The following is a 21,100-nucleotide window of genomic DNA, read 5'->3' as shown; positions in this document are numbered from 1 at the left end:
TGCTGAATATGGCGAAGGCCGTGAATTCGGCTATGGTCTGTCGAGCGAATTAGGGCGAGTATAACCGTTGGTTTTGCAAAGGTTGCGAAGATGTCGAAGCGTGCGGAAAAGGTGTTCGCGGGCGCCAGAATTCGCGAACTTCGCAGCCGCACCGGGCAGACGCAGCAGGCTCTGTCCGAAGAGCTTGGGCTTTCAGCGAGCTATCTGAACCAGATCGAAAATGACCAGCGGCCGATACCGGCGCCGTTAATGGCAAAACTTTGCACTCTGTTCGGTGTCACCGAGGCGTGGTTTGGCGACAGTGACGAAATCCGGCAGATCCAGGCGCTGCGGGAAATCCTGGGTGATCCGTTATTCCGCTCCGCGACGCTTCGCCCGACTGATCTTCAGGCGGCTGTCCGCGCCGCGCCGGCTCTGGCGAACTGTTTTGCGACGCTTTATCATGCGTATCGTGCCACCCGGAACGATGGTTCGCCCGGTTTGTCGCATGCTCTGACGAATGAGGCTTCAGAAGGGCCGCCGATGCCGTCGGCGGGGCGTCCGGATGTCGGGATGGCGGTGCGTTCAGAGCCTGGCGCGCCGCCTGTAGCGCCCTATGACGCCGTGGGGGACTGGGTCCAGCGGGAAGACAATTACTTTGATGAAATTGATCGGGCTGCAGAGGATCTTTATGAATCTCCGGCTTTTCGGGATGAGAGTCTGGTCATCGGTCTGGTTCGCTATCTGCATGACCGGCACGGCATCCGCGTTGTCACTGATCCGGAACTCGACAGCCGCGCTGTGATCTGGCGTTTCGACCGGCGGAGGAAACTGTTGCTGATGGCGGATGGCGTTCCATCGGAAAGCAGTGTTTTCTGCATGGCGCAGGTGATTGGTCGTCTCGATTATGCCCGCCTGCTTGATCGTGCTGTCAGGCGGTCCGGTCTCACGACGACTGACGCTCGTGATCTGGCCCGCGTGGGCATGGGCAACTATTTCGCCGGAGCGCTTCTGCTTCCTTACAGACGCTTCCGGCAGGCGGCGCGGGAGAAGAAGCACGATCTGGATCAGCTTCAGAGGCTGTTCGGGGTCAGCTTTGAACAGGTCTGCCATCGTCTCTCCACGTTGCAGCGGCCGGGAGAAGAGGGGATACCGTTTTACTTTATCAAGACTGATATTGCCGGCAATATTCTGAAGAGTCATAGCGCGACCCGTTTCAGTCTGCCGCGTTTTGGCGGTCTGTGCTCGCTGTGGAATGTCTTTCGGGCTTTCTCCGCGCCCGGGCAGCTTCATGTTCAGGTGTCCCGCACGACGGACGATGCGGTTTTTCTCAATGTCGCCCGCACTGTTGGTCATGCCGGCGTGTCCTATTTTGACCGGCCAAGGAACGTTGCCGTTGTTCTGGGGTGTTCTGTCGCGCATGCCCCGGAACTGGTTTATGCGGCCGGTCTCGATCTGTCCGATGAGCGCATGATCATTCCCATCGGTCCGGGGTGTCGCGCCTGTATTCGCACGGATTGTCGCCATCGCGCCATTCCCGCTTCCGGTTTTCAGATTGATGCCGGGGGAGAGGAGCGGGGGGTTGTGCCCTACCATATGGCGCCGGCGCCCGGCTGAGGGCGGATGCGGGAGGTGAGGGTGGCCATAAAGACACACCCTGTTGCAGATTCCCTGAATGTTCTTACTTCGGATTGATACGACACCGGACGTTGTGTAGGCTCGCGAACGGTTGTGTTTCAGACTTCCGGGTATTTCTGAGGGGGGACGCTCAGGACGAAGAGGCACAGGTATTCAGGCGTTTTCGCTCCCTGGGGGGTCTATGGTTCATCTGAAATCGGTCTTTGATCGGCGGATCCGCGTCCGGTCGTTGCTGGCGTGTACGACCGTGCTGGGCTGCGCGGCAAGCGTTGTCTGGGCGACATCCGCCGTTGCGGCAACACCCGAAACTTCCGGCACCGTGCATCATGTCCGGTCTGCTGCCCGGCATCAGACTCCGGCTTCAGCGCGCACCGCGCCGGCCGTGGCACCGAAACGGGCCGACCATGTTGACTCGAACGACATGGAATCCGTGACGGTCAGAGCCGCCCGTAATGCACGGAATGGCGGCGGTGGCATGATGCGCATCGAGACTGCGCCGCACACGGTTCAGACCGTGACAAAAGAATTTATCAACATGCGCGCCCCGACCAGCACGGCGCTTGATCTGATCAAGAATCTGCCCAGCCTTAACGTCTCGACGCCTGACAGCGCGGGTATGCAGGGCGGCATGATCGAGGTTCGCGGACTGACCGATCTGGATATGGGGCTGATGGTCGACGGCGCGCCTGCCGCTGCCGCGAAATACCTGGCCGAGGACATCGATTCGGAGAATCTTGAGGAAGTTAATGTGACTCCGGGCAGTTCCGGCACTGACCTTCCTGTGATGTCGGCCGCTGGTGGCGTGATGAGCGAGCACAGCCATACCGCGGCGCAGAAGTTTGGCGGTATGATGGATTTCTCATACGGCACGAACAATCTGTCGCGGGAATTTCTCCGTCTTGAAACGGGTGAAATCGGGAACAGCGGCGTCCGCAGTTACCTTTCGTTTTCCAATGCCCATAACCGGAGCTGGATGGGCGCTGGCATCAACGAGCGGCGTCATCTGGATTTCGGTGTTCAGAAAGACTGGGATAACGGCTCGACCGCGAAGCTTTTCCTGTCGTGGAATAACGAAAATTTCACGATTGACAACTATCCGACCGCGCAGGAATTCTACAGCTACAAGCATACCGGCATCGGGTATGGTCGTAATGATGACAAGACCAGTGCCAATTACTGGAAGAACAGCAAGGATCACTGGAATCAGGTTTTCCTGACTGCTCCGGTCCATATTGTTCTGCCAGCCCGGCTCAGCTTCGATCTGCAGCCGTATTTCAGCTTCGGACAGGGCTGGGATGCCGCGCCTGGTGGCTATGATGATACCGGTAAAAGCCAGACCAGTTTCTTTCTGCAGAATGCGACCCGTCAGGTTGGCGCTGTTGCGAAACTGAACTGGGAGATCGATCGCCACAATACGGCGTCTGTCGGGTACTGGTATGAGAACAACTATACCAATCAGTCTTATCCGAGCGGCTCCACGCAGGCTGACGGAAGCCCGTCCAGTCCGTGGTATTTTTATAAGACCCAGACGACTTACGGGCAGGATGCGGGCTACGAACTGCATTCCCTGTTTATTCAGGATACGGCGAAATATCTTAACGATAAGCTCGTGATTCACGCGGGGTTCAAATTCGTCATGTCCAACAGCTGGACGTCGGACCCGTATTCCCGATACAGCAAAAATACGACTGAGCCGCTGCCACAGCTTTCGATCGGCTATAACTTCAACGAGCATCACCAGATTTACGTCAATGCCGAAGGGGATTACCGTCAGCCGAGTGGCACGGATATGGGCTGGCTGCCAACGGGTCCCAACTTCCTGAAAAATCAGTATTCCATCAAAGAAGAGCTCGGGTACCGGTATCACGACAAGTACATTATGGCTGATGTGGCTCTGTTCAACTACAACGTTACGAACCGCATCGTGAATCAGTATATCGGCATGAACAGCTTTCTGCCGATATCGATTGGCAACCAGACCATGCGTGGCGTTGATGTGATGGTGTCAGGCCGTCCCATCTATGGCTTCAGTCCCTATGCATCCGTGGAATATCTCCACGCTACGCAGGACAGCAACGTTCTTGATCCTAACACGAACATGATGATCCACTCGAAAGGGACGCAGGCGGTTATGGCGCCGCGTGTCATGGCGAATTTCGGGTTGACCTATGTGTATAAGGGGTTCTTTGCGAACGGGACGGTCCATTATTCCGGCGCGCAATCCGTCAGCCTGGCCGGTGATCAGCATATGCCCGGTTATGTGACTGACACCCTGTCGCTCGGCTATCATTTTCCGGCCTTTCTGTTCGCAAAATCACCGACATTCCGGCTGAATTTCACAAATCTTACCGGTTCTATTGTGCGCACCGGACCGATGGGTGTGGTTTACAGCCGCAAGGATGCGAACAGCATGGCTGTCTGGAGCGGAAGTCAGGCTGCTTACACCGGTTATGGAAATTCCTTTATGGTGGAGCCACGTTTCACCATGACCGGAACGATTTCGACATCTTTCTGATCGCATCCGGTTCGCCGGTGGCGCGTTCTCTGATAAGCGGGACGGATCTGCGGACAGCAGGTTTGTCCCGCTTTTTTTGATTCTGATGCCAGCGGCCCTGACCGTTATGCCAGAGGCTGTACTGGCCTGTGGGTGAGAGCCTTCGGGCCTGTCCGGACCCGGCAGAGACCGCAGGCCCCTGCACCCCGAAAGTGGTTTGCGAAGGCGAGCCTTTGCCGGGTTCCCGTGTGGAGCCCTGATGTCAGTCGGACACAGGGCAACAGCCTGTCAGAATTCCGCCCGTACTGATCCGAAGAACTGACGCGGCGCGCCGAGGAGGATGGACTGGTTGTTGAATGCGGCATCGTCCGCGTTGCTCATGGTGTAGCCGTTCTGTCCCATGGTGGAGACGTATTTCGTGTTTGCCAGGTTGTAGATGTTGAAGGACAGCACGAGGCGATGGACGGAGAAACGGTTGCCTGTGCCGACGCCGATATTGTGGAATGTGTAGGAGAGGCCGAGATCGCTCATCCAGTAGGGGGCGATCTGGTAGTCCCCGACGTAATCGAAGCTGCGACGCCCGTAGTATTGTGCGTCGATATAGGTCTGGAGATTGTGCCAGTCGTAGGACAGGCGCGTTTTATACATGAAACGCGGATATCCGACGACCTGACGGTTGCGGGTGTTGTAGGTGACGCCGCCGCTGGTGATGTTCTGGTCATAGACCGAGTGGTTGTAACTGATGCTGTTGAACAGGGCGAGGCCCCGGACGGGTGTGATCGTGATGCCGCCATCGACGCCGTTCATGGTGACGCCGCCGACATTCTGAACGGTGCCGGTGGTGTTGGTCAGCAGGGCGCCGGAGCCGGTATTGGCCAGGATCTGCTGGAGGCGATTGTTGAAGTTGGTTCTGTAGAGATAAAGGCTCGCCTGGATCAGGTGGTCGCTGTAGCGGTATCCGGCGGCGAAGGTCCAGGCGGTTTCAGGTTTCAGGGTGTCGCGCACGGCGTTGTAGGCGGCCTGTGACACGGCCATGGGGGCGTTGCCGGAGTTGTAGCCGGACTGCGGATATGTGTGTGCGTTTTCAGAGATGTCGAAAAACAGTTGATTGTTTCTGAGGAAATTCCAGTCGGCGCTGATATGTGGCAGGAAGGCTTTTGCGGTTGTCAGGCTTTCGCTGGTGGCCAGCGCCGGGAAGCGGAGAGACCAGTTCTGTGCATCGCCGACACGTGTGGTGTTCAGGATGGACCGGAAGCCGAAATGCACGGCGAGGGACCGGACCGGGTGCCAGGTATCCTGAATGAAAGCGGTGAAGGTGTTGGTGTTGTATTGCTGGCCCCAGAGTGTGCGGCGCGGGACGCCGGCAAAGCTGCCGAACGGGTTAAGCGGTGAGCCTTCGCCTTCCAGCGGCTGCTGATAAGCGTAAGCGTAGGTTGAATAATGGTTGTTTTCGTACCAGACGCCGCCTGACAGGGCATGTTGTCCGATATCGTAGCTGAGGGAGGAGAGGCCGCCGAAACGCTCGATAAACGGTCTGCGGACCTGTTCGAAGATGCGGCTGCCATTCAGGCGGATCGTGTCATCGGCGACGGGGCAGGGGCTGGCTGTCGCGTCCGTGCAGGCATAGGGGCTGGTATAGGTTCCATGTCCGGTTTCTTCGTGTCCGTAGAACGTTGTTTTCCAGCGCAGGCGGTTTGTCAGTGCGAGATCAGCCGTCACGCCACCGAAATAATCCGCGGACGTCGCGGTGCTCTCATAGTAGGATGCGTCCTTCGGGTCGGAAACGTTTTTGTAGGACGCCGGGTAAATGCCGCGTGAGGCGTTGTAGGCATTGGCCCAGGCGTTGGGCAGGCCGTAGAAATTGTCGAGATTATAGCCGTTGTTTTTCAGCCAGTTGGGTGAGTAGTCCTGATAGTTGACCATTTGCAGATCGTCACGGTCGAAGAACACGCTGATCTGGCTTTGTGTGCCGATGGGCTGGACGAGTTTCGCATTGATCTGTTGCATGAACTGGTCGCCGCCGCCTTTCCATTTTTCGGTCTGGTTGCGCATGTAGGACACGAAAAACTTTGTGCCGCTTTCGTTGAGTTTTCCGGAATCGACGCGGAAGAAGGAGTGGAAAAGCGCGTTGCTGCCGAAGGTCTGGACGACGGTGCCGCCGGCTTTGTCATGCGGCGCTGTGGAGACGTAGTTGATGGAGCCGCCGAGATTATTGGTGCTGGCGGTGGATTCCGCGCCGGTGCTCTGGGTCACGTCGAGGCGTTCGACGTTTTCCGCCGAGATGGCCTGGAGGGGATTGAGGCCGTTGTAGTTGCGGAAGGTTGGTTCGCCGAGTGGAATATCGTCCAGGGTCATGCCGATTTCGTTCTGGACGAAGCCGTGCATGTAAAGCTGGACGGAATAGGTATCGAGGCCCTGCGGGTCATCGGACTGGAACATGACGCCGGGGGTCTGGGCGAGCACTTTGAGTGGGTTGGTGCCGGGGACCTGCTGCTCCATGACCTTGCGTGTCAGAACTTCCTTTGTGCCGCGCAGGATGTGACGGGCCTGAACGGCGACATCCTCATTCTTTGTTGCGAGAGCGGTTCTGTGGGGCGGGAGATGCGGTTTGCCGGTGCGGGTGGAAGAGGCGGGAGGCAGGTGCCGGTTGTCTGCGATGGTAGCGCCCGTGGCCGGCATTGTGGCAACCAGCGTCAGGCCGGACAGCCCGAGCCATGCGAGGGAGTAGCCTGTCTTCATGGTGACCAGTCTCGATAAGGGGTGGGGCGACACACCCGGAAACAACATATGTTAATGGTGGTATTACATACACATCTAAAAATAACATTTTGCAACAGGTAAATTACCGTTTTTTCAGATATCTGCTGGAAAACGGGTTGCTTTCTCGTGGGCTAAAGAATGGCAAAATATGGGTGGATATTTTTATCGTTTGTTTTCATGGTTTAATATAACACTATTGTATGTAGTTAAATTATATTGACTAACTGGTAATATCTGTGAATATGGGCGCTCTGCTTATCCCGGATGGGAGGAACCGCATCATGTCCCTGTCGACTCTTCATCAGACGTATCAGAACGCTGGTCCCGCTCCGTTTTCGCCTTTGCCGGATGCGCTCGTGGTCGGGGGGCGCCACGACAGCGGGGCGTCCTGCATTGCTTTCGGGCGCTGGCAGGTGGAGCGACTATCACCGGGCATCGGGGCGGTCGTGCATGGCGTCGATCTGGCCGGGCCGCTGCCGGCGAGTGCGATCGCCGGGCTCAGAGACCTGCTTCTGTCGCATCAGGTTCTGTTTTTCCGGGGGCAGTCTCTGACGTCGCGGCAGCATCGGGATCTGGGGGCGGCGTTTGGTTCGCTGCACATTCATCCGGTGTACCCGACGGTTGCCGGTGTTCCGGAGGCGATCGTTCTGGATACGGACCGGACGGATCTTAAGGACAACGCGTTGTGGCACACGGATGTAACGTTTTCCGAGACGCCGTCTCTGGGGGCAATTCTGGTGGCGCGTCATCTGCCGGAGACGGGCGGAGATACATTGTGGGCGAGCACGACGGCTGCGTATGACGCGTTGTCGCCGGTCATGAAGGTGCATCTGGATGGTCTGACGGCACTGCATGATTTCACGCGGTCGTTTCCTCTGTCGCGGTTCGGGCGGTCGCCGGAGGAGCGGGACCGCTGGATGGCGGTGCGCAACAGGCATCCTCCGGTTGAGCATCCGGTCATCAGGATTCATCCTGAAACCGGACGTAAGGCGATCTTCGTGAATGAGGGCTTCACGTCTGAGATCTGCGACCTTGAGCCGGAGGAAGGCGCGGCGTTGCTTGCCTTCCTGTTCAGGCATCTGGCGAAGCCTGAGTTCCAGATCCGATGGTCCTGGCGTGACGGCGACGTTGCTTTCTGGGATAATCGTGTCACGCAGCATTATGCGGTGGATGATTATCGTCCGCACAGACGCATCATGCATCGCGTCACCATTCTCGGAGATCGCCCTGTGGGTCCACGCGGAACAGGTATTTCATGACGGCGGACACGGGGGACAGTGTGACTGTTTCTTCTGTGGTGACGGATTTTCCTTCCGTATCGGGAACGACACCCCGGCGGCTGACGGGGTGGCAGGTTTCCATGATCTCGGTTGGCGGGATCATCGGTGCGGGACTCTTTGTGGGGACGTCGGCGACGATTGCCGGTGCCGGGCCGTCCGTTGTCCTGGCCTATGTTCTGGCGGGCGCTGTTGTCTGGGCGGCGATGCTGCTGCTTGGCGAGCTTGCGATCCAGCATGAAGGGCGGGGGTCATTCATCTCGCATGTCGGGCAGGTTCTCGGCCAGCGCTCCGCGTTCGTGACCGGGTGGAGTTATGCGTTTCTGTGGGTGGTCACGGGAGGCGCGCAGGCCGTGGCGGGAGGGCTGATCATCAGCACGCTGTCAGGATTGCGCGCACCCGTGGGATCTTTGCTGCTGGTGGGTGTGGCGCTGCTGCTCAACACGTTGCCGGTGCGAGTTTACGGCAGGAGCGAGGCGGTTCTGTCGGTGATCAAGCTGGCGGCGCTGGGGCTGTTTGCGGCGCTGGGTGTCTGGTGGGGGCTGAAGACACCGGACGCGATCAGCGAGGTTCATGACAATCTTCTCGGTCATGGCGGGTTTTTCCCGCTTGGCGGCTGGGCGGTTCTGGCGGTCGTTCCGATGATCGTTCAGACGTTTACGGGATGTGAGATTGCGTTTGTTGCCGCTGTGGAGAGTGAAGATCCGCAGCAGAGTATCAGGCGGACGGTCAGCCGGGTCCCACTTTTCATTCTGATGTTTTATCTGGGCTCCGTTCTGGTCATTCTTTCGTTGCGGCCCTGGACGCTGGTCACGCCGGGGCAGTCGCCTTTTCTTCTGGTGATGCATTATCTGGCCGTGCCGTTTGCGGAAGCTGTGGCCGTGGCGGTGACGCTCGTGGCGGTGCTGTCCTGTCTGAACTCTGCGAAATATGTTGTTTCACGTGTGATCAGGGAACTTTCGGAACTGGGCTGCGCCCCGGCGGCTTTCGGGCGCTCCCTGGAGCACGGGGTTCCTGTGATGGCGGTAGCGATCAGTTCGGTGCTGGAGGTGATCATCATAGCCTCGGCGGCGTGGTCTCCATCGCGGGCTTATGCCGTGCTGCTGGGAGCATCCGGATCGGTTGTCATTTTCACATATTTCATGGTGTCTTTGTCATGTTACCGAAACAGGGACCGTATCGAAGGGCGTTTCCGACTGATTCTGGCGAGGATGCTTCCCCTTGTTCTGGGGGCGCTGTTTCTGCTGATCCTGGTGCTGCCGGAGGCGCGTCTGAATGGCGAACTGGCTGGCGGGTCAATTCTGCTGATCGCTCTGGCGAGTGTTGTCGCATTGCGGCGGGGTCGGTCGGGGGCGTCTGACAGTTCGGGGCAGTGAGGGGCGCCCTTCACTCTGATCCGGTCAGCCCTGTTGCCGTCTCAGGGCTTTGCCCTGGAACCCACCAAAGGTCACAGACCTTTGGAAACCTGCTTATTTATCAACAGATTGGGGTGAAGGGGTCTGCGACCCCTTCCGGGTTCGGGCAGAGCCCGGTCTTTTTCTAACCCTTTGAAAAATCACAGATCAACTCGTAACGACAACAAAGCTTTTGGAAGCCATTTTATTATAAACAGTTTGGGGTGCGGGGGCCCGTGGTCCCTGCCGGGTCCCGGCAGAGCCCTGGTTTCCATCCCGTGTGTCAGTTTTGACGCGGGCTGGTATTGCGCTGTTACGTTTCCGGATCCATTAGGCTGAACAGATGATCCACGAGAACCGATGGTTTCTCTGCCGCTGCGGCCAGTCCGATGCTGGCCAGGGGGGCCGGAGCCCGGATCGGGCGGTACACCACGCCATGCAGGCGGAGTTGCGTGATCGATTCCGGGACCACCGAGATTCCCAGTCCTGCCGCGACCAGATTTACGACTGACGAAATCTGCGGTGCTTCCTGCACGACCGATGGCTCAAACCCCGCCTCCCGGCATGCTGCGACAATGGCATCGAACAGGCTCAGCCCGACGGCGCGGGCGAACAGGATGAAGGGCTCCATAGCCAGCGTTGCAAGGGGAATTTCGGAGCAGGCCGCGAGGGGGTGTTCTGCCGGCAGCACAATTCGCATTGGTTCTCCGGGAAGGCGTAGCAGCCGCGTTCCGGGAGGGTCAGCAGGCCCGGGCCGCACGAATACGGCATCGGCGCGACCAGTGTGCAGGCGTTCGATCAGTTCGCGGGAGTTTCCTTCTGAGACGGCGAGAACCACCTCGGGCCAGAGCCCCCGAAAGCGGCGGATCGTGTTGCTGACGAGGGGGTGCAGCGCGACGGAGGATGCGTAGCCAAGTCGCAGATGTCCGATCTGGCCACGCTGCGCCAGAACAGCGCTCGTTCGTGCATGTTGTGCCATTTCCAGCACGGACCGGGCCTCGTGCAGAAACACGGCTCCCGCTGGCGTGAGTTCCGCTCCCTGCGGTCGCCTGACGAACAGGGTGACGCTGAGTTCTCGCTCAAGGTCGCGGATCTGCTGGCTGAGGGGTGGCTGGCCGATCCCGAGCCGTGCGGCGGCGCGGGTGAAATTCAGTTCTTCCGCGACGGCGACAAAGTAACGGAGATGGCGCAGCTCCACGGCAGGTATCTCCATAACATATCGCAACGCGACGTATTATATATTGGACAGATAACACACAACACACGATAATTTTACATTATGAGTACGAGCGCCACCTTTTCAGAACCGCAGCAAACCCGTCCCTCCAGCCGACGCATGACTCCGCGCATGACGCGGGCCACCCCCGAATATCGCCATGCCAGTCTGGCTCTTTTTCTTTCCGGTTTTGCGACGTTCTCGCTGCTGTATTGCGTGCAGCCCCTGCTTCCCGTGTTTTCGAATGCGTTCGGGATCACGCCGGCTTCAAGTTCACTGTCGCTGTCCGTCTCGACCGTAAGCCTTGCCATCGCCATTCTCTTCGCCGCGCCTCTGTCCGAGCGTTTCGGGCGCCGCGAACTGATGTTTGTGGCTTTGCTGGCCTCCGCGGCCCTCAACATTGCCGCCGGCTGTGCACCGAACTGGCCGGCCATGCTGCTGTTGCGCACTCTTGAGGGCATCACCCTGGGCGGTGTTCCGGCTGTGGCCATGACGTATCTTGCCGAGGAGGTTGAGCCGCGCGAACTCGCTGCCGCGATGGGCCTTTATGTGGCGGGAAACGCCCTGGGAGGTATGATCGGGCGGGTGGGCTCCGGCGTCCTGACTCAGTATTTCGGCTGGCGCACGGCCATGGGGCTGGTTGGTGTCATTGATATGACTGCCGCCGTTTTTTTCGTTCTTCTTCTGCCCCGTTCACGACATTTCTCGCCGCGCGGCCGCCTTGGCGTCAGCTATCACATCAGCGCCTGGGCTCGTCATCTGTTCCGTTCGGCGCTGCCTGCCGTCTATCTTATCGGCGCCCTGATTATGGGCGCGTTTGTGACCGTGTTTAATTACGCCGGCTATCGTCTCACAGCCGCGCCTTATCATTTCGATCAGACGCAGCAGGGACTTCTGTTCTCGGTCTATCTCTTTGGTGTCGGCGCATCCTCTGTGGCGGGCATTCTTTCTGACAGGATCGGGCGCCAGCGTGTTCTCCCGGTTGGCATTGCCACCATGATGGCCGGGATTCTGCTGACGATGATGGCCTCTGTGCCTTGCATCGTTATCGGGATTTCGCTGCTGACCATGGGATTTTTCACGTCTCATGCCATCGCCAGCGGGTGGGTTGGGCGTCTTGCGAAAACCGATCGCGGGCACGCCACATCACTGTATCTGCTCTGCTATTACATGGGGTCCAGCGTGGCCGGGTCTGCGGGAGGCTGGTTCTGGAGCGCATGGCGGTGGCCGGGGATTGCCGGGTTTACTCTGATCATACTTGCCCTCGCCATGGGGTCTGCTTTCTGGCTTGCGGGGCGCGTGCGTCAGGCGGCCTGAGAGGGTGATTCACAGGTTCGGCTGTCTGCGATCCAGGTGTGTTCTGGCGGGGGTTTTTCGGGCTCTGGTCTGTTATGGCCGCCATCTGGTGTTCCATCATGCGATCGAGGCTTCATATCCGGCCAGATTTTCTGCCGGAGAAACAATGTCCGGCGGGAGCACCGTGCCTGGCGGGCGTATCAGCACGCCGACGGGATGCCGTTGCCCGGGATGAGGCTGCCAGCACGGCGGCTGCTGGTATTCCCGATTTTATAGTCAATGCTGCTCCGGAAATCTTTCCGAAGAAACGTATCTTCCCAATCCTCTGTCAGGAAAACCTGTCTTTATACTTCGCAAATCAACAACAGTTGCCAGTGTGTTTGCGTGGGTCCGATGATGCAGGTGTATGCTGCACGCTGCAAATGCCGGAAACTTTTCATCTCTGTTACACGTTGTAGCCAATATAACGCAGAACGGGAGAAGGGGACATGTCCGGCGTCATCATGTATTTCCAGCTTATGGCATGGCAGCAGCATCTCAGGCACGGGCATAAGCCGCCTTCCGGTCGCGGAGGTCCTCACGAGCCGGCCCTGCCTCATCTGGCGTCTCAGAGTAATGTCGTTCCTCTCCGGCCAGCCTCTGTTTCAGTGGCAAACACGGTGCTCGCGGGCCCCGGGCCGTTCAGGCGTTTTTATGACAGGGTGACAGGTATTCCCCCGGCTGACGCTCTGACCTGATCGTCCGGCGTTTTGTCCCGCCAGTCGATGCGCTAGACTTCGCTTATGAGATCGTTTTCAGAAAAAAGTTCGTCATGAGTCGTGTTTCCGTAGAGCTGGTTGCCCGCAACGCTGACACGTTGCAGCGCGAGGTTGCTGAACTTCGCGACTGTTCCCCTGCGGTGAGCACGATTAACATTCCTGATCTGATGCGGTTCGATCTGCGCAGCTGGGCTGCCGCTGCCCAGGTTTCTGATCAGTTCCGGTCTGTCATTCCGCATATCCGCGCCATTGACATTGACCCGAAAGGGCCGCTTCCCGGGCTCGATACGCCGGGGCTGACCGAGCTTCTCGTTGTCCACGGCGATCCTCCGGCGGATCTGAACCATCAGACATTCCCCAACAATTCAGAAGCTATCATCCGGCGTTATCGCCGCGAGGCGCCTCATCTGGCCATTTATGCGGCTTTCGACCCGTATCGGCGGGCGCCCTGGCAGGAACTTGAAGAGGTCGCCCGCAAAAAAGATGCCGGTGCATGCGGGTTTTTCACGCAGCCTGTTTTCGATAACCGGATGCTTGATCTCTGTCGTGAGTGGCTCCGCGATGAGTGCGTTTTCTGGGGTTTCTCACCCGTCATCGGGCCGAAATCCCGCTCTTACTGGGAAACGACGAATCATATCGTTTTTCCTCAGGATTTCGAACCCACGCTGGACGCCAACATCGCTTTCGCCGAAACCGCCATTCGGGACATTCGCGATGATGGCGGGAATGTCTATCTCATGCCGCTGCGCGTAAAGCTTGCCAGCTATCTCGGGCCGCTGGCTGGCGTATTAGGAGCTTAGTTTTCTCCGAATAACCGTGCCAGTCCCGTTTCCAGGGAGACAGGCACAACTCCGAGCGTACTGACCATTGGTCCGATGCTGAAGGCCTTGTCCTCCAGCAATCGGCGGATTTCAGCCGGTCCGATATCCGGCAGGCCCGGAATGAGGCGAAGCACGGCTGCGGCTGCGATCAGCGGCCCGGCGGGAATGGAGATTACCGGAGGCATCCGCATCCCGGCTGCCCGGGCAACAAGATGAACGAAGTCACGGTAGGTCACCGGGGCGGCGCCCGCGATCACCAGGCTGTGGGCTCCGTTCCAGTCTTTATCGATCGCGGCCAGAAGGCAGGCCGTCACGTCGCTCTGATGGATCGGCTGGACCAGGGATCGTCCTCCGCCAGGTAACGGCACGACCGGCAGATACCGCAGAAGTGTTGCGAGGCGCTGCACGTTATCTTCTCCTTCAGCGCCGTAAATCATCGTCGGGTGAAGGATCACGCCGTTGCGGCCTGACGTCAGCAGCGCCAGTCCGCCGGCGAGCACACCGTTTCCATGGGCATCCGGCCAGCGGGTAAACTTGCGCGTGCTGCCCAGCGCCACGATCCGGGCCTGTGCGGGTGCCGCAGCCAGCACGGCCGGAATGTTTCGCGCATGCGCCGTGCAGACAACGACGGACGCATCCAGAAGCGCCAGCCTCAGATCATCAGGCGGCCCTGTCAGATCCGCGATGTGAGGTTCGTGCAGTGTGCCGCCGCCCGGACCCTGCCTGCCGGATGAAAGTCCGGACCCTGCCTGATAGCGGTTCCGGTCCCGGACAACGGGAACCACGTCTTTCCCCTGAGCGAGCAGGGCGCGGCAGAGTGCTGCGCCGGATCGTCCGCCGGCGCCGATCACATGAACTGTCATGGTCATGGATGTGTCGATGCGGGAGCCGGAATGGCGGGTGAGGGCGGAGGGGGTGTCTGTGCCGGTGATGGCGCCGGGGGCGAGCCTTTCAGAATGGACGGGTCGACGGGTTCGTCGGTTGTCGTATCAGGATCAGGCGTGCTTGCCGGTGTCTTCTCTGTTGCTCCGGAGGGGGCCTGCACGGTCAGGCCCACTGATTCGGCGAGGCCCGGATGGGTTGCGACGGAGAACAGCGCCACGACTGCCAGGAGGGGAAGCGGCTGAGATGGCGAGAGCGCGAGTGTGAGCGGTCCGGCGCCCGGACTGGCAATGTAACTTGCAAGCTGGGCGCCGACACTGTCCGGTGCCGCGCCCGGCGGTGCGAACGAGCGCTCCAGCAGCGGGACATAGGCATCGGGGTCCATGCCCTGACCGATGGCGGCGTTTTTCAGCAGACGTCCCACCAGGCCGTTATCACGCCAGGTTGCATCCAGATGCGCCACATTGGGCTGTGTCATGCGTCCTGTCAGAGCATCCACGACCGACCCGTTCACATCGGTCAGATCTCCGGACAGATCGAGACGGCCGAAAGTCGGTGCGTTCACGTCAAGCTGTGACAGATGCACGACGCTGGCGCCATAATCCACCAGGGCGCTGACGACAGCGGACGCCTCGAAGCGGCTGTAACCCAGTGTTCTGATCGTCTCCAGCTGCGGCCCGGAGGGCCAGACGCGGAAATGGGTGAGGCTGACGGCAACCTGGCTTTTCTGATCCGTGGTGTTGCTGAAGCTGGTCAGGCGTTCAAAGGCGGCGATCGGCATGATCGGGCTTCCGGGCTGGCCGACCACACCTTTGAGCGAGACATTGTCGATACGGGCACTCTGCGTGCCGTCACGCGGGGGCAGCCGCTCTCCGTGTATCCGGGCGAGCAGAACAGAGGCGAGGTCGCTGCCATCCGTGGAGAAACGCTCGGCGGTGATGACCCGCATCGGGTGAACCGTGCCGGTCAGCGAGAACTGACGCACAACAAGCCGGGACGGATGGCCGACCCCGTACTGGTCGAGTGTGACATTGCCGAGAGTGGCGGAGATCTCTCCGGTCTGCCCGTGGATCGCCATGTCCGCCAGTTCCCCGTGGTCGATCACCAGATCGGCCAGATGGCTGGAATCGGCCGGAAGGGTGAGGCCATCAAGAGCCAGCCGCCTGATATCGACGGTTCCGGTTGCGACGCTGACATGCAGGGTATGGGCGAGGATATGGTCGAACTGAAGCAGAGGCTGGCCCTGACTGCCAGGCGCCGGAGGTTTCTGATGCGCCCCGACGAGTTCCAGAGCGGCCGCGGTCACGGTGCCTTCGGGCTTTTTCAGCATGACATCCGTAAGGCGTGCGCCGTGGCTCACCGGCATCGCCACGGCTCGCTTCCATGTGAACTCGGTGCCGGCTGGCAACTGGCTCCGTAACTGCTCCAGTTCGGTCGTCAGCTCGGTATCGGCTTTTCTGTGCATCCACACCCAGCCCGCACCCCCAAGGCCGATAAGAGCGGTGGCCGAGAGAATGGCAACGGTCAGGGTTGTGCGGCGGCTGGTCATAGGGGCAGGGATCTTTCAGGTCAGCAATCGTGTGTCCTTCCTATCAGGAACAGGGCAGGGGAGCACCATGTCTGTGATCCGTCTGTATTTCTTTGAGTATTTTCCGGCACTTTCGCGGAGCCCGGTGGTGTCGGCCGGGGAGGTTTTTTGTTGTGATGATGTGATGCGGTAATATGTTACCGTGGTGAAAGCATCAGAAAAAATGGTAAAAAATGTCAGGAAGGGGTGTTTTTAGTGCGATCCCGCTTGACGCCGGCGTGCTGTGTGAGCATAAGGCGCCACCCGAACCGCTCAAGATTTCTGGACGGATATAAGATCAATGAAGACCACTCTCTCGCTTAAACCGGCGGAGGTGACGAAGAACTGGATCCTGATCGACGCCGAAGGCCTCGTTCTTGGTCGTCTCGCCACTCTTGTTGCCACGCGTCTCCGCGGCAAGCACAAGCCGCAGTTCACTCCTCACGTTGATTGCGGCGACCATGTCGTTATCGTCAACGCGGAGAAGATCAGCCTCACCGGCAATAAAGTCGGCCAGAAGCTGTTCCATTATCACACCGGCTATCCGGGTGGCATCAAGTCGCGCACGATCGCGCAGCGTCTTGAAGGCAAGAACCCGACCGAGGTGGTTGAGAAAGCCATTGAGCGTATGATCACGCGTGGCCCGCTGCAGCGCGCCCAGATGCGTAATCTGCATGTCTATGCCGGCCCGGCTCACCCGCATGACGGGCAGGCTCCGGTCAAACTGGATGTTGCGGCTCTGAACCGTAAAAACACCATCGCCGCGAAGAGTGGGGTCTGATAACCATGTCCGAAACTCTGGAACGCACAGGCACGCTTGCTGACCTGAAAGACGTTGCTCCGGCGACGCTTTCCCCGGAAGCGCCTGTTTATGAAGTGAAGCGCGATGCGCAGGGCCGTTCTTACGCGACGGGTCGTCGTAAGGAATCGGTTGCCCGCGTGTGGATCAAGCCTGGCAAGGGCGACATTTCGGTGAACGGTCGTCCGATCGGCACCTATTTCGCCCGTCCGGTTCTGCGCATGCTGCTGACGCAGCCTTTCCTGGTCGCTGACCGCTACAACCAGTTCGACGTGGTCTGCACGGTGACCGGTGGTGGTCTGTCCGGTCAGGCTGGCGCGGTTCGTCATGGGCTCAGCCGCGCGCTGACGCATTACGAGCCGGGTCTGCGCAGCATTCTGAAGGCAGCCGGGTTCCTGACCCGTGACTCCCGTCAGGTTGAGCGTAAGAAATACGGTAAAGCCAAGGCCCGTCGTTCGTTCCAGTTCAGCAAGCGCTGATCTGCGACAACGCTCCCCTCGGGGAAAGGGTTACGAAAAAGCCGCCAGCCTTCGGGCCGGCGGCTTTTTTTATGGTGTATCGGGGGGGGGGGGCGGTTCGTCTGGCGTTCTGTTCGCTGCCTGATATCAACGGGTGCTGTGGTCTCCGCATCTGGCCTGAAGACTGGAGAAATATTTCAGGTGTGTCAAAATATGTCAAAATATTATTTTTGTGGACATGGATATTTGGCGTGATTTAGCCTGCCGTTCAGGCAGTCACGTAGTAAAAATATCAGCAGGGCATGTAGTGGGCGAGTGAGTTCGCCGCTATTATTTTGCGAGGCTGAGGCACGTCACTTTTTTCTGTAAAAACCTATAATAAATAAGAAATCAGGTGTCCGATGAAAGCTGTATCCATCGCGATGGCAACCTTTAATGGTACCCGATATATCGGGGAGCAGCTCGAAAGCCTCAGGCAGCAGACGTTTCTCCCGGCGGAACTTGTAGTCTGCGATGACAGATCATCCGACGATACCATTGCAAAAATAGAGGTCTTTGCAAAAACAGCACCTTTTCCTGTGCGGATTTATGTCAATGAAGTTCGCCTCGGTTTCCGTGGTAACTTCATGAAGGCAGCTCATCTCTGCTGTTCGGACCTGATCGCGTTCTGCGATCAGGACGACCACTGGTATCCGGAAAAACTGAGTCGCTGCGTGGAAGTCTTTCAGGATGAGAGCATCCTGCTGGTCCATCATGAGGCGCGCATCGTTCAGGCTGGAAAGATCCTTAGCGACAGGCTCGACCTGCTGTTAGATAAAAATCCGGTTGTCGAACAGCTCCGAAGCCGGCCGTGGTTAAATCCCTGTGGTTTTACGATGGTTTTTCAGGCTTCCCTGAAAAAATATGAGTCCTTCTGGCAGAGCAGTATCGATCTTTATCATCTCAATGAAAAAGATACCCATGACGGGTGGTATTTTTTCCTTGCCACATCTCTCGGGCGCACTGCTTTCATAGAACAGTCCCTGGCCGATTACCGTCAGCACGGCAGCAATGCTTATGGGTGGAACAACAGACGGGCGCGCACCATGAGCGAACGTCTTACCTGTCTGATCTCAAATCGCAGTGAGAGGCTGCGTGCGCCCGCCATTACCGCGCGTTGCCGACGTGATATTTTCCGGCGGGCGCTCTCGGAGCCCGGACAATCCGGGCCGGATACCATCGCGCTGCAACGCGCCGAACGCTGCTGGAGTCAGCTCGAAAAATTTTGTAGCCTGCGTCTTCGCGTTTACGAAAATCAGACTATTCTCTTACGCCTTGAAGCCTGTCTGAAGCTCCTGCGTCTCGGTGCCTACAGCGCCACGGCATCCTGGGATTACGGAAAAAAAGCCGGACTTCGTGACCTCGCTCTGGGCGTGGTCCTGTCTTCCTTTACGCGCCGATATGGAACGCGTCTTTCCGGTGTGGACCAGGAGGGTAATTCCGGCACAGGTGCAATCCCTGCCTGAACCGCGCGTTTGCAGGTTTCTCTGTGCATCGGCGCGGGGAGGCTGTGAACGGCCGTGTTTTCTAAACGCTGTTCACAAACTGTGTAGTAATCGCCAGAAATTCACGTGGCTTCTGAGCATGGAGCCAGTGCCCGGCTCCTTCGATCACCTCCAGCCGGTAATGCGGAAAAAGCCTTCGCATCTCGGGATAGTTCTTTGGCTGGATATACTTCGAGTCTCCGCCGGCCACGAACAGTGTCGGTCCGTCATATTCCGTGCCTGCCGGCATCACGGGCCAGCCGACAATCGCATCCAGCGCGTCCCGAATCTCATTCAGGCCGATCCGCCAGCGCGGATGATCGCCAAGTTGCAGGTTCTGAATCATCAGATCGCGCACGCTCCGGTCTCTGATCACGGGTTCCAGCCAGGTGTTTGCTCCCGACAGATCAAGCGTCGCGGGCATCGCCAGTTTCACCAGGCCCCCGGTAAGATCCTGGGTGTGGGCGAGTCCGCCTTCGCCCGGCGCAATATCGGCGACCATGAGGGCGTGAACATCGGCTGGCGCAGTCAGTGCCAGCATCATCGCTGTCTTTCCGCCCATTGAATGGCCGATGATGATCGCAGGCAGTGCATTGTGCGCCGCCAGGGTCTCTCTGACATCTGCGGCCAGTGTCGGATAATCCATCGGACCGTGAGGACTGTCGCCATGATTGCGCAGGTCCAGTGCCAGCGTCCGACGTGTCTCTGAGAGACTGCGCTGGAAAAACCCGAAATTTCGCCCTCGTCCGAAAAGTCCGTGAAGAAAGACAACAGGTGGACGGCCATCGGCAGGCCCTTCAGGCCCGCGTTCAATCACATTCAGCAGCACAGCGTTTCGTAACCCTTCATCAGCCTGGAGTCATTCTTCATTGATAGTGTCAGGCACCTGATCTGACCGCATCATAAAGCCGGGAGCCGCTTCCGGCCTCATATCGGCGGTTGTAAAGACCGAGCCGCAGATGAGGGCATCCGGGCTCAGCCCGGACCTGGCAGGGACTGCGCCCTGAATGGTTTCCAAAGGCTCTGTTGTCATTAAGTGTTGGTAACTTCTCAGGGCTTTGCCCTGAAACCCACCAAAGGTCGCAGACCTTTGGAAACCGGTTTGTTGATCAACGGATTGGGGTGAAGGGGTCCGCGACCCCTTCCGGGCGCGGGCTGAGCCCGGTCTTTTTCTGACCCTTTGAAAAATCACAGATCAACTCGTAACGACAACAGAGCCTTTGCCAGGCTCCAGGGCAAAGCCCTGGCAGCGTTACTGAGGCCACAGGGTCAGACTCCCTGATAATCAGTCATCAGTCTGAGATTGCTCCGCCGTCCGGACAGCCAGGAGCGCAGTCAGCCAGTCCGAAAAAACCTGGAGGCGCGAGGGAAGATGCCGGCGGTCCGGGTATAAAAGCGTCATCGGGACTGCCTCGGCGCGGTAAGCGGGGAGCACGTCGATCAGGCTCCCATCGTCAAGATGATGTCTGACATCGTAAGCCGGAATCTGCATCAGGCCGAGTCCCGCGAGCGAGCAGGCAATCAGAGCCTCGGCACTGTTCACTGTCACGCGGCTGTGCATGGCGAGTGTCCGTAACTGCCCGCCCTCGACCCACTCCCAGTCTTCGGTCCGTCCTGTCGAAGGCGAGGCATATTGCACGGCGAGATGATGTTTCAGATCGTCCGGCGTTTCGGGAGTGCCATACCTGGCGAGATAGGCCGGACTTGCGACGTTGATCAGGTCCAGAATGCCGATCTTTCGTGCGATCAGGCTGGAATCCTGGAGCGGTCCGACGCGGATCACACAGTCCACTCCGTCTTCGATCATGTTCACAGCGCGGTCCGTGACTCCCATGATGATGTCGATATCAGGATAGCGTTCCAGAAACTCCGGCAGCGCCGGGGCTACGATCAGTCTGCCGATCCGGCCCGGCATGTCCACCCGCAGGGTTCCGCGTGGTGAGGCCTTGTCGCGACGAAACAGATTTTCCGCGTCTTCGACATCCGCGATCAGCCGGATCGCATGATCGTAAAATGCCCGTCCGTCCGGCGTTGGTGCCACTGACCGGGTCGTGCGGGCCAGAAGCCTGGTGCCGAGCCGGGCTTCGAGCTCCTGGACAGCGGTTGAAACGCTTGAGCGCGGCATGTTGAGCAATGCGGCAGCCCGTGAAAAACTCGCCGTTTCGACAACGCGGACAAAGATCCGGAACAGATCAATGCGATCCAATGACGAGATCCTCCATGGGGAATTGTTCGGAA

16 protein-coding genes are annotated in these 21,100 nt (G+C 58.8%); 10 read left to right on the top strand and 6 right to left on the bottom strand.

Translation table 11 applies throughout. The annotated features are described in order from the left end of the window. Positions 1-90 precede the first annotated feature (90 nt). Positions 91-1,596: a helix-turn-helix domain-containing protein gene (locus GOB85_RS09545; protein ID WP_173577314.1), complete on the top strand. Its 1,506-nt coding sequence runs from the start codon at positions 91-93 to the stop codon at positions 1,594-1,596. 202 nt (positions 1,597-1,798) lie between these two features. Beyond that, positions 1,799-4,132, top strand: a complete 2,334-nt coding sequence (locus GOB85_RS09540; RefSeq protein WP_173577313.1) for a TonB-dependent receptor — start codon at positions 1,799-1,801, stop codon at positions 4,130-4,132. Between the two features lie 267 nt (positions 4,133-4,399). Here the strand turns inward: GOB85_RS09540 and GOB85_RS09535 are convergent, their stop codons facing one another. Further along, positions 4,400-6,850, bottom strand: a complete 2,451-nt coding sequence (locus tag GOB85_RS09535) for a TonB-dependent receptor (protein WP_173577312.1) — start codon at positions 6,848-6,850, stop codon at positions 4,400-4,402. A gap of 302 nt (positions 6,851-7,152) precedes the next feature. Here GOB85_RS09535 and tauD point away from each other — a divergent pair, with 302 nt between their 5' ends. Both tauD and GOB85_RS09525 read left to right on the top strand, forming a co-directional pair. Next, positions 7,153-8,130: a taurine dioxygenase gene (gene tauD, locus GOB85_RS09530; RefSeq protein WP_173577311.1), complete on the top strand. Its 978-nt coding sequence runs from the start codon at positions 7,153-7,155 to the stop codon at positions 8,128-8,130. After that, positions 8,127-9,524, top strand: a complete 1,398-nt coding sequence (locus GOB85_RS09525) for an amino acid permease (protein ID WP_173577310.1) — start codon at positions 8,127-8,129, stop codon at positions 9,522-9,524. The genes tauD and GOB85_RS09525 overlap by 4 nt, the downstream gene beginning before the upstream one ends. Positions 9,525-9,855: 331 nt before the next feature. Here GOB85_RS09525 and GOB85_RS09520 read toward each other — a convergent pair whose 3' ends face one another. Beyond that, a complete protein-coding gene (locus GOB85_RS09520) occupies positions 9,856-10,740 on the bottom strand; it encodes a LysR substrate-binding domain-containing protein (protein WP_173577309.1) in 885 nt (294 codons plus the stop codon). Between the two features lie 150 nt (positions 10,741-10,890). Between GOB85_RS09520 and GOB85_RS09515 the strand changes: the two genes are divergently transcribed. From GOB85_RS09515 to GOB85_RS09505, 3 genes are all read left to right on the top strand, one after another. Continuing rightward, the gene (locus GOB85_RS09515) at positions 10,891-12,075 is read left to right on the top strand and encodes an MFS transporter (RefSeq protein WP_242011410.1); all 1,185 of its coding nucleotides are present in this window, start codon (positions 10,891-10,893) and stop codon (positions 12,073-12,075) included. 467 nt (positions 12,076-12,542) lie between these two features. Continuing rightward, positions 12,543-12,791: a hypothetical protein gene (locus GOB85_RS09510; RefSeq protein WP_173577308.1), complete on the top strand. Its 249-nt coding sequence runs from the start codon at positions 12,543-12,545 to the stop codon at positions 12,789-12,791. A 74-nt stretch (positions 12,792-12,865) separates the two neighbouring features. Beyond that, complete coding sequence (locus GOB85_RS09505; RefSeq protein ID WP_173577307.1) at positions 12,866-13,612, top strand: methylenetetrahydrofolate reductase; 747 nt, start codon at positions 12,866-12,868, stop codon at positions 13,610-13,612. On the opposite strand, the gene GOB85_RS09500 is transcribed toward GOB85_RS09505, so the two are convergent. Further along, on the bottom strand, positions 13,609-14,502 hold the full coding sequence (locus GOB85_RS09500) for an SDR family oxidoreductase (protein ID WP_173577306.1): 894 nt from the start codon (positions 14,500-14,502) through the stop codon (positions 13,609-13,611). The two genes, GOB85_RS09505 and GOB85_RS09500, sit on opposite strands and share 4 nt — an antisense overlap. Then, positions 14,499-16,064 (bottom strand): 3-demethylubiquinone-9 3-methyltransferase, encoded by a 1,566-nt coding sequence (locus GOB85_RS09495; RefSeq protein WP_173577305.1) that lies wholly within the window; start codon positions 16,062-16,064, stop codon positions 14,499-14,501. Before GOB85_RS09495 ends, GOB85_RS09500 begins: the two co-directional genes overlap by 4 nt. A 319-nt stretch (positions 16,065-16,383) precedes the next feature. Between GOB85_RS09495 and rplM the strand changes: the two genes are divergently transcribed. From rplM to GOB85_RS09480, 3 genes are all read left to right on the top strand, one after another. Continuing rightward, positions 16,384-16,863 (top strand): 50S ribosomal protein L13, encoded by a 480-nt coding sequence (gene rplM / locus GOB85_RS09490; RefSeq protein ID WP_173577304.1) that lies wholly within the window; start codon positions 16,384-16,386, stop codon positions 16,861-16,863. 5 nt (positions 16,864-16,868) lie between these two features. Continuing rightward, entirely contained in the window at positions 16,869-17,360 is a 492-nt protein-coding gene (rpsI, locus tag GOB85_RS09485; protein ID WP_173577303.1) for a 30S ribosomal protein S9, read from the top strand. 380 nt (positions 17,361-17,740) lie between these two features. Continuing rightward, positions 17,741-18,844: a glycosyltransferase gene (locus GOB85_RS09480; protein WP_173577302.1), complete on the top strand. Its 1,104-nt coding sequence runs from the start codon at positions 17,741-17,743 to the stop codon at positions 18,842-18,844. A 61-nt stretch (positions 18,845-18,905) separates the two neighbouring features. On the opposite strand, the gene GOB85_RS09475 is transcribed toward GOB85_RS09480, so the two are convergent. Further along, on the bottom strand, positions 18,906-19,691 hold the full coding sequence (locus GOB85_RS09475) for an alpha/beta fold hydrolase (protein ID WP_173577301.1): 786 nt from the start codon (positions 19,689-19,691) through the stop codon (positions 18,906-18,908). 456 nt (positions 19,692-20,147) lie between these two features. Continuing rightward, complete coding sequence (locus tag GOB85_RS09470; protein ID WP_173577300.1) at positions 20,148-21,068, bottom strand: LysR family transcriptional regulator; 921 nt, start codon at positions 21,066-21,068, stop codon at positions 20,148-20,150. Positions 21,069-21,100: the final 32 nt, after the last annotated feature.

The organism is Acetobacter fallax, from assembly GCF_011516735.1.
Classification (GTDB): Bacteria; Pseudomonadota; Alphaproteobacteria; order Acetobacterales; family Acetobacteraceae; genus Acetobacter; species Acetobacter fallax.
This window is presented reverse-complemented; position numbering and strand designations above follow the sequence as displayed.

Excerpts from the sequence above, each read along its gene's own strand:
- GOB85_RS09545 (WP_173577314.1), top strand. The coding sequence starts at position 91 with ATGTCGAAGCGTGCGGAAAAGGTGTTCGCGGGCGCCAGAATTCGCGAA.
- GOB85_RS09540 (WP_173577313.1), top strand. The coding sequence starts at position 1,799 with ATGGTTCATCTGAAATCGGTCTTTGATCGGCGGATCCGCGTCCGGTCG.
- GOB85_RS09535 (WP_173577312.1), bottom strand. The coding sequence starts at position 6,850 with ATGAAGACAGGCTACTCCCTCGCATGGCTCGGGCTGTCCGGCCTGACG.
- tauD (WP_173577311.1), top strand. The coding sequence starts at position 7,153 with ATGTCCCTGTCGACTCTTCATCAGACGTATCAGAACGCTGGTCCCGCT.
- GOB85_RS09525 (WP_173577310.1), top strand. The coding sequence starts at position 8,127 with ATGACGGCGGACACGGGGGACAGTGTGACTGTTTCTTCTGTGGTGACG.
- GOB85_RS09515 (WP_242011410.1), top strand. The coding sequence starts at position 10,891 with ATGACGCGGGCCACCCCCGAATATCGCCATGCCAGTCTGGCTCTTTTT.
- GOB85_RS09510 (WP_173577308.1), top strand. The coding sequence starts at position 12,543 with ATGTCCGGCGTCATCATGTATTTCCAGCTTATGGCATGGCAGCAGCAT.
- GOB85_RS09505 (WP_173577307.1), top strand. The coding sequence starts at position 12,866 with ATGAGTCGTGTTTCCGTAGAGCTGGTTGCCCGCAACGCTGACACGTTG.
- GOB85_RS09500 (WP_173577306.1), bottom strand. The coding sequence starts at position 14,502 with ATGACCATGACAGTTCATGTGATCGGCGCCGGCGGACGATCCGGCGCA.
- GOB85_RS09495 (WP_173577305.1), bottom strand. The coding sequence starts at position 16,064 with ATGACCAGCCGCCGCACAACCCTGACCGTTGCCATTCTCTCGGCCACC.
- rplM (WP_173577304.1), top strand. The coding sequence starts at position 16,384 with ATGAAGACCACTCTCTCGCTTAAACCGGCGGAGGTGACGAAGAACTGG.
- rpsI (WP_173577303.1), top strand. The coding sequence starts at position 16,869 with ATGTCCGAAACTCTGGAACGCACAGGCACGCTTGCTGACCTGAAAGAC.
- GOB85_RS09480 (WP_173577302.1), top strand. The coding sequence starts at position 17,741 with ATGAAAGCTGTATCCATCGCGATGGCAACCTTTAATGGTACCCGATAT.